The 10355-nt window shown below is 69.2% G+C and carries 10 protein-coding genes and 1 rRNA gene; all 11 read right to left on the reverse strand.

The features are described from left to right. Nucleotides 1-1189, reverse strand: a 1189-nt coding sequence (locus tag CCN44_RS10130) for a DNA polymerase IV (protein WP_086697437.1), incomplete at its 3' end; no start/stop codon positions are given. A gap of 69 nt (nucleotides 1190-1258) precedes the next feature. Further along, on the reverse strand, nucleotides 1259-1942 hold the full coding sequence (locus CCN44_RS10135) for a MerR family transcriptional regulator (RefSeq protein WP_086697438.1): 684 nt from the start codon (nucleotides 1940-1942) through the stop codon (nucleotides 1259-1261). Nucleotides 1943-2205: 263 nt separating this feature from the next. Continuing rightward, the gene (locus tag CCN44_RS10140) at nucleotides 2206-2679 is read right to left on the reverse strand and encodes a bifunctional nuclease family protein (protein WP_026253112.1); all 474 of its coding nucleotides are present in this window, start codon (nucleotides 2677-2679) and stop codon (nucleotides 2206-2208) included. Between the two features lie 86 nt (nucleotides 2680-2765). Next, nucleotides 2766-3509, reverse strand: a complete 744-nt coding sequence (gene ftsR / locus CCN44_RS10145) for a transcriptional regulator FtsR (protein ID WP_086697439.1) — start codon at nucleotides 3507-3509, stop codon at nucleotides 2766-2768. 44 nt (nucleotides 3510-3553) lie between these two features. Then, complete coding sequence (locus CCN44_RS10150; protein WP_189397310.1) at nucleotides 3554-4384, reverse strand: FHA domain-containing protein; 831 nt, start codon at nucleotides 4382-4384, stop codon at nucleotides 3554-3556. Nucleotides 4385-4574: 190 nt separating this feature from the next. Beyond that, nucleotides 4575-5429 (reverse strand): DUF881 domain-containing protein, encoded by an 855-nt coding sequence (locus tag CCN44_RS10155; protein ID WP_059248139.1) that lies wholly within the window; start codon nucleotides 5427-5429, stop codon nucleotides 4575-4577. A gap of 5 nt (nucleotides 5430-5434) precedes the next feature. Beyond that, nucleotides 5435-5767: a small basic family protein gene (locus CCN44_RS10160; protein WP_003988855.1), complete on the reverse strand. Its 333-nt coding sequence runs from the start codon at nucleotides 5765-5767 to the stop codon at nucleotides 5435-5437. Next, nucleotides 5764-6678: a DUF881 domain-containing protein gene (locus CCN44_RS10165; protein ID WP_086697440.1), complete on the reverse strand. Its 915-nt coding sequence runs from the start codon at nucleotides 6676-6678 to the stop codon at nucleotides 5764-5766. The genes CCN44_RS10160 and CCN44_RS10165 overlap by 4 nt, the downstream gene beginning before the upstream one ends. Before the next feature lie 121 nt (nucleotides 6679-6799). After that, nucleotides 6800-9295, reverse strand: coding sequence for a mannose-1-phosphate guanyltransferase (locus tag CCN44_RS10170; protein ID WP_059248141.1), 2496 nt, complete (start codon nucleotides 9293-9295; stop codon nucleotides 6800-6802). A gap of 114 nt (nucleotides 9296-9409) precedes the next feature. Beyond that, entirely contained in the window at nucleotides 9410-10018 is a 609-nt protein-coding gene (locus CCN44_RS10175; RefSeq protein ID WP_059248142.1) for a CDP-alcohol phosphatidyltransferase family protein, read from the reverse strand. Between the two features lie 107 nt (nucleotides 10019-10125). Further along, nucleotides 10126-10242 (reverse strand): 5S ribosomal RNA (rrf, locus tag CCN44_RS10180). Between the last annotated feature and the right edge of the window lie 113 nt (nucleotides 10243-10355).

The following is a 10355-nucleotide window of genomic DNA, read 5'->3' on the forward strand; positions in this document are numbered from 1 at the left end:
GCCCGTACTCCGCGTGCCGCACATCCTGCCCGGCGTGCCACTGCCGCTCGGCGGGCTCCGGCCGCTCCACGACGGCCTCGACCGCCCCCTGCTCCGGCTCCTCCGGCACAGGCACCGGCATCGCCTGAGCGAACAGATCCTCCTGCGTGTAGTCGGCGAGCCCGGACACCCCCACCCCGAGCAGCCGTACCCCGCCCGTGGTGTCCACGGAGTCCAGCAGCCGGGCCGCCGCCTCACGGACGACCGCGGGATCGTCCGTGGGCCCTCTGAGCGTCTCGGAGCGGGTCAGGGTGGAGAAGTCGTACCGTCGTACCTTCAGCACGATGGTCCGCCCGGACAAGCCGGCCCCGCGCAGCCTCCGCACGCACCGGTCGGCCAGCCGCTGCACCTCCAGGCCGACCCGCAGCCGGTCATGGATGTCCACGTCGTACGTGTCCTCCACCGACACCGACTTGGCCTCCCGCTCGGCCACCACGGGCCGCTCGTCGCGGGCCAGCGCCATGGCGTACAGCGCGTGCCCGTGCGCCTTGCCGAGCAGCCGGACCAGCTCGTCCTCGCCCGCCTCGGCCAGCTCCTGCACCGTGCTGATCCCGGCCCGGCGCAGATGGTCCCCGGTGGCCGGCCCCACCCCCGGCAGGATGCGCACCGGCATCGGCCCCAGCAGCGCCCGCTCGGTGCCCGGCTCGATCAGCCTCAGGCCGTCCGGCTTGGCCTGCTCGGAGGCGATCTTCGCGAGCATCTTCGAGGCGGCGATCCCCACGGATCCGGTGAGCCCGGTGACCGCCCGGATGTCCGCGCGCAGCTTCTCCCCGGCCCGCCGCGCCGACTCCTCGTCCCAGGCCGCTCCCCCGGCCTCCAGGTCCACGAACGCCTCGTCCAGGCTCAGCGGCTCCACCAGCGGTGACAGCTCCCGCAACAGCGCCATCACCTGCTCGCTGATCGCCCAGTACAGACGGGAGCGCGGCACCAGGTAGGCGGCGTTGGGCGCCAGCCGGCGCGCCTGTGCCATGGGCATCGCCGAGTGGACTCCGAACGCCCGTGCCTCGTACGACGCGGTGGCCACCACCCCGCGCGGTCCGAGCCCGCCCACGACGACCGCCTTCCCGCGCAGGCTCGGCTTGGACGCCTGCTCCACCGAGGCGAAGAAGGCATCCATGTCGAGGTGCAGGATCGTGGGCGCGTTTCTCACATCTCCGATGCTGCACCACGGCACTGACAATGCGGTGCTGCCGGAGCGCCCCCCGGCGGGGTACGGCGGTCAGACCGCCCGGTTGCGGCGCCGCGCCAGCTCGTCCGCGGGGTTGTGCCCGACGAGGGTCTCGCCGGTGTCGATGCGCTCGCCGTGCAACTGGGAGAGGGCGCTTTCCACGTCCCGCCACACCACGCCGACGGCGATCCCGAAGATGCCCTGACCGCCCTGGAGCAGGGCGTGCACCTCGTCCGGCGAGGTGCACTCGTACACCGTGGCGCCGTCGCTCATCAGCGTCATCCGCTCCAGGTCGCGGAAACCGCGTTCCCTCAGGTGCTGGACGGCCGTGCGGATGTTCTGCAGCGACACCCCGGTGTCCAGGAACCGCTTCACGATCTTCAGGACGACGACGTCCCGGAAGCTGTACAGCCGCTGGGTGCCCGACCCGTAGGCGGGCCGCACACTGGGCTCGACCAGGCCGGTGCGGGCCCAGTAGTCGAGCTGCCGGTACGTGATGCCGGCCGCCGCGCAGGCCGTGGGCCCGCGGTAACCGATCTCCTCGGACGTCATGGCCGCCACCCCTCCGCCGTTCGGCACCGCCGTCGGCAGCTGCGGAGCGTGATCCACCGCGCTGCCCGGATGGGGGTGTCCCCCGCCTGAGCGCAGCCGCGGGCTCGGGGGCGCGTACGGACCGCTCTCCCCGAAACTGCGTCCGGGGGCACCCCCAGCCGTACCGTCGCCGCTGGTTCTCACGCCGACCTCCGTCCTTGACCTGCCTTCTCGACGGTAGGCAGTCACCAGGGGTGCGTCAACGATCGCCACACTCGGCACGCCGAGTGATAATCACCCTAGGAGTGGTTTCCCGTGTCCCACCGCGGGGAAAGGCTAGCCGAATGCGTTCGCGGGAGGCCGTAGGACGCTCTCACTGGCCGGAGGCAATTGCCGGGGCGCCGGCCGTCCGGAGCCACCGGCCGTCCCGGCATCGGCGCAGGTCCGGCGGCGGTCGGCGCTCTGTCTCACTGACTGCTGGTGCCGAAGTCCTCGGGCGAGATCTGGTCGAGGAACTCGCGGAACTTCTCCACCTCGTCCTCCTGCTCGTCCGGAATGGCGATGCCCGCGTCGTCCAGCACCGTGTCACTGCCGTAGATCGGCGTTCCGGTGCGCAGGGCCAGCGCTATGGCATCGGAGGGGCGGGCGCTGACCTCGACCCCACTGGCGAACACCAGCTCCGCGTAGAAGACGCCTTCCCGCAGATCGGTGATGCGCACTTCGGTCAGCTCCTGGCCGACGGCCTCCAGCACGTCCTTGAACAGGTCGTGGGTCAGCGGCCGCGCGGGGGCCATGCCCTGCTGGGCGAAGGCGATCGCCGTCGCCTCCCCCGGTCCGATCCAGATGGGGAGGTAGCGGTCGCCCCCCACTTCGCGCAGGAGCACGATCGGCTGGTTGGAGGGCATTTCGACCCGGACACCTACGACATCGAGCTCGTTCACACAGCAACCCTAGGCCGTGCCCGGGACGTTTGGGTAGTCGGGTCGGGAACAGGTGCCCGATCCGGCCGCTCCGGGGGCCCGCCGGCTCAGGGCAGCCGCACGCCCAGAGCGGTCTGCACGAGGGCCGCGTGCAGCTTCACCGTGAGGGCCGCCAGCTCCTTCGTACGGGCCTCGGCGTGCGCCCTGGTCTGCGGGTTGCGGTGGCGCCTGAGCGGGGCCACCACCTGGTCGACCAGCCCCGCCTCACGGTCGGCGGCGGCCTTCATCAGCCGGAGGTGGCGTGGCTCGATACCGAACCGGCCCAGTTCGGCGACGAGCGAGGCCACGGTGACGGCCTCGGCGTCGTACACGCCGTCCTCCAGAGGAGCGATGAGCCCGTAGGACTCCCACTCCTTCAGCTCCCCCTCGTCGATGTCCGCCGCGGCCAGCAGCTCGGCCCGGCCGACCCTGGCCACGGTGGGCCCCTCCGCGGGCGCGAGTCCCGGCACGTCGTCCGCGGTGCGCTGGCGCCCGACCACGGGCAGCGGCACGGCCTCACCGCGCTCCATGGCGTCCAGGTGCTCCCGGATCACCTTGAGCGGCAGATAGTGGTCCCGCTGCATCCGCAGGACGTGACCGAGGCGCTCGACGTCCCCGGCGCTGAACTTCCGGTACCCCGACGGGGTCCGCTGCGGCTCGATGAGCCCCTCCGACTCCAGGAAGCGGATCTTGGAGATGGTGACTTCGGGGAACTCGTCGCGCAGCACGTTCAGCACCGTGCCGATGCTCATCAGCCCACTGTCCCTGGCGGCGGTACCGCTTCCGGCACCGCCGCTCGGTGTTTGAAGCATGGACCTTCCCTGGGGGTTCCCCCGGACGTCAGTCCGGGGGTGGGTCAGATGCCCTGCCGGCTCGCGTAGAACACCAGCCGGTACTTGCCGATCTGCACCTCATCACCGTTCGACAGGGCGACCTGGTCGATGCGCTCCCGGTTGACGTACGTGCCGTTCAGGCTGCCCACGTCGGCCACCGTGAAGGAGCCGTCCGGGGAGCGCCGGAACTCCACGTGCCGCCGGGAGACCGTCACGTCGTCCAGGAAGATGTCGCTCTGCGGGTGACGGCCGGCCGTGGTCAGGTCGCTGTCCAGCAGGAAGCGGCTGCCCGAGTTCGGGCCGCGCCGCACCACCAGCAGCGCTGATCCCACCGGCAGCGCGTCCACCGCGGCCTGCGCCTCCGGAGAGAGCATCGGCAGCGGCGTCTGCCCGGTCGCCTCGGAGTCGTACGCCTCCAGACCGGAGATCGAGATCGTGGAAGTCGTCTCGGAGGCCCGCTCCGGCGCCACTCCGGGACGCAGCGGCGCCCCGCAGTTGGAACAGAACCGGGCGCTCTCCGCGTTGCGGTTACCGCACCTCGTACACACCAGGACCGACATCGACGGATCCTCCTGCCGCGGCTGCCCCGCCGGGGCGTTGGACGCGTACGGGCCGGAGGCAAACCCTCCACCCGTACCTGAGGTTGACGGTTGCCCGAAACCTATGCCGCCGGACTGGGCAGGGTCAACAGACGCCGCGCCCTGACCTCCGGAAATGTCACCGCCCGGACCAGCGACCTGGTCCCGGAACAGCGGGCGCTGGCCCTCCGCGTCAGGCTGTGCGCGATGGCGAGCGGTCGCGTTGTCGCTGCCCTCTCGCGCGCTCTTGCCGAACAACTTCGCAAACAACTTCACGGGCGATTCCCCTTGACCGAAACAGACCCGCCCGTGGGGCAGGACGAACCCTGATTGCCTACACCGGCCGAGCCGGACATTCTCACAACGTCCGTATCCACCAGACAGTTTCCACCACGCACCACCTCTTCGGTGCGCCGACCCCCCGCAACCTCATGCCCTTGCCGGACGGGCCCCATGCACCGCCGGTTCACTGGGAGGACGACCGAGCGTAGTCAGGCCGCTTCGCCTGTCGCAAGGCGTCCACGACGATCTTGTCCGACCGCTCGACGGTCACCGTGGCCTGCTCCTTCTCCAGAGTCTGCACCACGCCTCCAGGGATGTTCAGCGCCGGCTCGAGGTCCTGCGGCTTGCCGATGACCTTGAAACGATAGGGCGCTTTGATCTTGTTCCCGTCGACGCTCACCCTCTGGCCCGAGTCGGTGAAGTAGGTGCCGGCGACCACCCGGACCCCGTTGACCTGGATCGCCTCCGCGCCGGCCGCGCGCAACTCCTGGATCGCGTCGAGCAGCATGTCCGCCTGGACCGTCCCCTTCGTGTCCTCGATCGTCATGGTGATGCCGGGACCCTGTGCCGCCACGGTGCCCGCGAGGATGCCGAGTTGTCTCTCCTTCTCGGCGGTCTGCCTGCGTGCCTCGGCGGCCTGGTCGGAGCTGGTCTGCAGCTCCTGACGCTGCTTTTCGAGTCCCTGCTTCTCGTCCTCAAGACGCTGAGTACGCGAATCCAGTTCATCGAGGATGCGAACAAGATCTTCCTGACGTGCGCCGCGCAGCGCGCTGTCGGTGTCGCTGTTGGACGCCACCTGCACGGCCAGGCCGAAGCCGAGGCCGAACAGCAGCAGGGCCACGATGAGTTGGGCACGCGTGAAGCGCGGCGGCCACAGCCCCTTCACGAGCCGCTGCCGGCCCGTCAGCGGCTGCTGAGGCTGCTCCTGGGCCTGCTGCCCGGCCGGCGGCGCGGGCGCGGGCACCTCGGCCGGCAGCTCCCTGCGCAGCCGGTTCTCCGGCTGCTCGTTCCGTGCGTTCCGGTCGTTCTGCTCGCTCATCGCTGTCACGCCCGGAACACGTGTCGCCGGATCGCCGCGGCGTTGGAGAAGATGCGGATGCCCAGGACCACGACGACACCCGTCGACAGCTGCGCGCCCACGCCCAACTTGTCGCCGAGGAACACGATGAGGGCGGCGACGACCACGTTCGACAGGAACGACACCACGAAGACCTTGTCGTCGAAGATGCCGTCCAGCATGGCCCGCAGACCGCCGAAGACGGCGTCCAGCGCCGCGACGACGGCGATCGGCAGATAAGGCTCGACGACCGCCGGAACCTCGGGCCGGACCAACAGGCCGGCCACGACTCCCACGACGAGGCCCAGTACGGCGATCACGATGTGCCCTTCTCGGATTTCTCGGACTTCGGCTGTGCTGTTCGTACGATCACACTGGGGGCGGCGGGCAACCGGACGTCGTCCTCCGTGGAGATGGTGGCGCGGATGCCGTAGTTCTCCAGGGCATGGAGATACAGGCCGTCGGCGCTGTCCTGGAATCTCGTGCTCAACCTTTCCCCGTCCCCCACCGCCAGCACCGTGTACGGCGGCACCAGCGGCCTGTTGTCGACCAGTATCGCGTCACCCGCGGCCCTGATCGCGGACAGGGCGGTCAACCGCTGTCCGTTGATGGAGATCGCCTCCGCCCCGGAGGCCCACAGTCCGTTGACCACGCGCTGCATGTCGCGGTCCCGCACCCGGCCGGTGTCGGAGAAGCCGGACGCCTCCCGGGGGTTGGAGCCGTCCCCGCCACCGCCGGCCTCCTTGGCGTCGTCCACGACGAGCTTGACGCCGGGGCCGTGCACCGCGGTGGCGCCCGACAGCAGGCCCACCAGGTCCGCCTCCGCGCTGCCGCCGCTGGACTTCAGGGCCGCCCGCTGGCGCGCGCTGACGTCGTCTCTGAGCTGGTCGACGCTGGTTTCCAGCCGGTCCGCGTCCGCGGTCTCCTTGTCGATACGGTCGATCAGCTCCTGGCGCTCCTTGGCGACGACAGGTGCCGCCACACGCGCCTGTGCCGCGCCCAGGGTCACCACCAGCGCCGCGAGCACGAGACCGGCGGCCAGGCCCAGCTTGGCCCGGAGCGTCTTCGGCAGGCCGCCCTCGCCCTGGGACTTCTTGCGGGCTGCGGCCTCGGCGTACCCGTCGTCGAGGCTGTGATCCATGACGTTGGTGATCAACGACATGGAGGCGTCCGGGCGCCGCGCCCGCGGGGGGCTGCTCCGAACGGGGGGATGCTGCGGCATGCCGCACATCGTCGCATGTCGCGAGCAGTACCTCCGAACGGCCCCACCGGCGTGCCGGACAGGCCCCCTTGGGGACACTTGTCCGGCACGCGCGCGTGCAGCGGCTTTTGCCGTGCTCAGCGGCCGCAGATCACCGGCCGGCGCTGTCCACGACCGCCGACCACTCGTCCAGCAGCGCCTGCGCGGAGGCGTCGTCGGGCCCCTCGGCCCACAGATGGGTGACCGCCTCGGCCGGGTCGGGCAGCACCATCACCCAGCGCCCGTCGGTCTCCACGACCCGCACACCGTCGGTCGTGTCGACAAAGCGATCCCCGGCGGCCTCGACCACCCGTCGCATCACCAGACCCTTGACCGCCCACGGCGTCGCCAGGTCCCGCTTGAGGACGTGCGCCCGCGGGATCCGGGCATCGATCTGGCTCAGCGTGAGCTGCGTCCGCGCCACCAGCCCGATGAGCCGTACGAAGGCGGCCGTGCCGTCGTAGACACCGCTGAACTCCGGGACGATGAACCCGCCCTTGCCGTCACCGCCGAAGATGGTCCCCTCCTCGCGGCCCACGCGCGTGAGGTCGTCGGGCGAGGTGGTGGTCCACTCGACCTGGGTGCCGTGATAGGCGGCCACCTGCTCGGCGATCCGGGTCGTGGTGACCGGCAGCGCCACCCGCCCGCTGCGCCGCTCGGCGGCCACCAGGTCCAGCATGACCAGCAGCGCCCGGTCGTCCTCGATGATCCGGCCCTTCTCGTCCACGAGCGACAGCCGCTCGCCGACGGGATCGAACCGCACACCGAACGCGGCACCCGAGGACGCCACGATCTCTCCGAGCCGCACCAGCCCCTTCCGCCGCATCTCGGACGTCTCCGTGGGCCGGGACTCGTCGAGACCGGGGTTGATGGTCAGCGAGTCCACACCGAGCTTGCCGAGCAGGCTGGGCAGCACGAGCCCCGCACTGCCGTTCGAGGCGTCCACGACGACCTTGAGGCCGGACTCCGCTATCCCCGTCGTGTCGACGTTGCGCAGCAGCGAGCCGGTGTACGAGTCGAAGACGCTGGCCGGGAAGTGCAGGTCACCGATCTCGCCGGGGAACGCCCGCCGGTACTCCTGGCGCGCGAAGACCCGGTCCAGCTTGCGCTGGCCGCCCTGCGAGAGGTCACCGCCCTGCCCGTCGAAGAACATGATGTCGACCGAGTCCGGGACGCCCGGCGAGGTCCGGATCATGATGCCGCCGGCGCTTCCCCGCGCGGTCTGCTGCCGGGCCACGGGCAGCGGCACGTTCTCCAGGTCGCGTACGTCGATGGCGCTGGCCTGGAGCGCGGAGATCACCGCTCTCTTCAGCGCCCGGGCGCCTCGGGAGTGGTCGCGGGCCGTGGTGACCGTGGACCCCTTCTTCAGGGTCGTCGCGTAGGCGCCGGCGAGCCGCACCGCCAGCTCGGGCGTGATCTCCACGTTGAGGATGCCGGAGACACCGCGCGCGCCGAACAGATGGGCCTGGCCCCGGGACTCCCAGATCACCGAGGTGTTGACGAAGGCACCGGCCTCGATGGTCTTGAACGGATAGACGCGGACATTGCCCTGGACGATCGATTCCTCACCGATCAGGCACTCGTCACCGATGACCGCGCCGTCCTCGATCCGGGCGGCGCGCATGATGTCGGTGTTCTTGCCGACGACGCAGCCGCGCAGATTGCTGTGCTGCCCGACGTACACGTTGTCGTGCACGACGGCCTTGTGCAGGAACGCACCGGTCTTGACGACGACGTTGGATCCGATGACGGTGTGCTCGCGGATCTCCGCGCCGGCCTCGACCTTCGCGTAGTCGCCGATGTACAGCGGCCCGCGCAGTACGGCGTCGGGGTGCACCTCGGCGCCCTCGGCCACCCACACGCCCGGGGAGATCTCGAAGCCGTCGATGTCGACGTTGACCTTGCCTTCGAGGACGTCCGCCTGGGCCTTCACATAGCTCTCGTGGGTGCCGACGTCCTCCCAGTAGCCCTCGGCGACGAAGCCGTAGATGGGCTTGCCTTCCTTCATCAGCTGCGGGAAGACATCGCCGGACCAGTCCACCGGCACATCGGGCTGGACGTAGTCGAAGACCTCGGGCTCCATCACGTAGATGCCCGTGTTGACGGTGTCGGAGAAGACCTGCCCCCAGGTCGGCTTCTCCAGGAAGCGTTCGACCTTGCCTTCCTCGTCGACGATGGTGATGCCGAACTCCAGCGGATTGGGCACCCGGGTCAGACAGACCGTGACCAGCGCACCCTTCTCCTTGTGGAAATTGATCAGCTCGGTGAGGTCGAAGTCGGTCAGGGCGTCACCGGAGATGACGAGGAAGGCATCGTCCTTCAACGCCTCTTCGGCGTTCTTGACGCTTCCGGCGGTACCGAGTGGCTTCTCCTCATTGGCGTACGTGAGCTCCATGCCAAGTTCTTCACCGTCGCCGAAATAGTTTTTGACGAGCGATGCGAGGAACTGCACGGTGACTACGGTCTCAGTGAGCCCGTGCCTTTTGAGCAGCCGCAGCACATGCTCCATGATCGGGCGGTTAGCCACGGGCAGGAGCGGCTTGGGCATGCTAGAGGTCATGGGGCGCAGGCGAGTGCCTTCGCCCCCGGCCATCACGACGGCCTTCATGTCGGAAGCGTCCTCCTCCAAGAGACGACGGTCTAGCCGACTTCACCCGTCCAGATTGTCCCGCACTTTTCCACCGCGGGCCATCGAGGCGTTACGTCCGGACAATCGCCGAGCTCAATCGGCCATGGCGTCCGCTCGAACCAATCGGCGGACCTGTACCACGTAGAGCACTCCTGCCCACCAGTAGAGGGTTGTACCCCATCCGGCGAACGCCCATCCGAAAATAGCAGCGAGTGACGCGATCCAACCACTTCCGTCACTGAGGAGCAGGAGCGGGAAGGCATACATCAAGTTGAACGTCGCAGCCTTCCCGAGGAAGTTCACCTGCGGCGGCGGATAGCCGTGCCGGCGGAGGATGCCCACCATCACCAGGAGAACCAGTTCTCGCGCCAGCAGCAGGGCGGTCAGCCAGATCGGCAGGATCTCCCGCCAGGTCAGGCCGACCAGTGTGGAAAGCACGTAGAGGCGGTCGGCGGCGGGGTCGAGAAGCCGGCCGAGGCTGCTGATCTGATTCCAGCGCCGGGCGAGCTTGCCGTCGAGATAGTCGCTGACCCCGCTCAGCGCCAGGACGAGGAGGGCCCAGCCATCACTCTGCGGGCCGCCGAACTCCGGCCTGAGGATCAACCACAGGAACAGGGGTACGCCGACGAGCCGCGCCATGCTGAGGATGTTGGGGATGGTGAGGACCCGGTCTGTCTGGACACGGGTCTCCTGGACCTCCACCCGGGGGCCTCCTGTGCGAAATGAACCAACGATGCCCCCTGACCTTACCTCAACGCAAAAAAGCTCCGGCCCCTGGGCAGTGCCCAAGAGCCGGAGCTTCAAAAGGAGTTCGGCGGCGTCCTACTCTCCCACAGGGTCCCCCCTGCAGTACCATCGGCGCTGTGAGGCTTAGCTTCCGGGTTCGGAATGTAACCGGGCGTTTCCCTCACGCTATGACCACCGAAACACTATGAAACAATCAACCAGACCGCTTAAAAAGCGGGGCTGTTCGTGGTTTCAGAACCAACACAGTGGACGCGAGCAACTGAGGACAAGCCCTCGGCCTATTAGTACCGGT

The organism is Streptomyces tricolor (assembly GCF_002155905.1).
Taxonomy (GTDB): Bacteria; Actinomycetota; Actinomycetes; order Streptomycetales; family Streptomycetaceae; genus Streptomyces; species Streptomyces tricolor.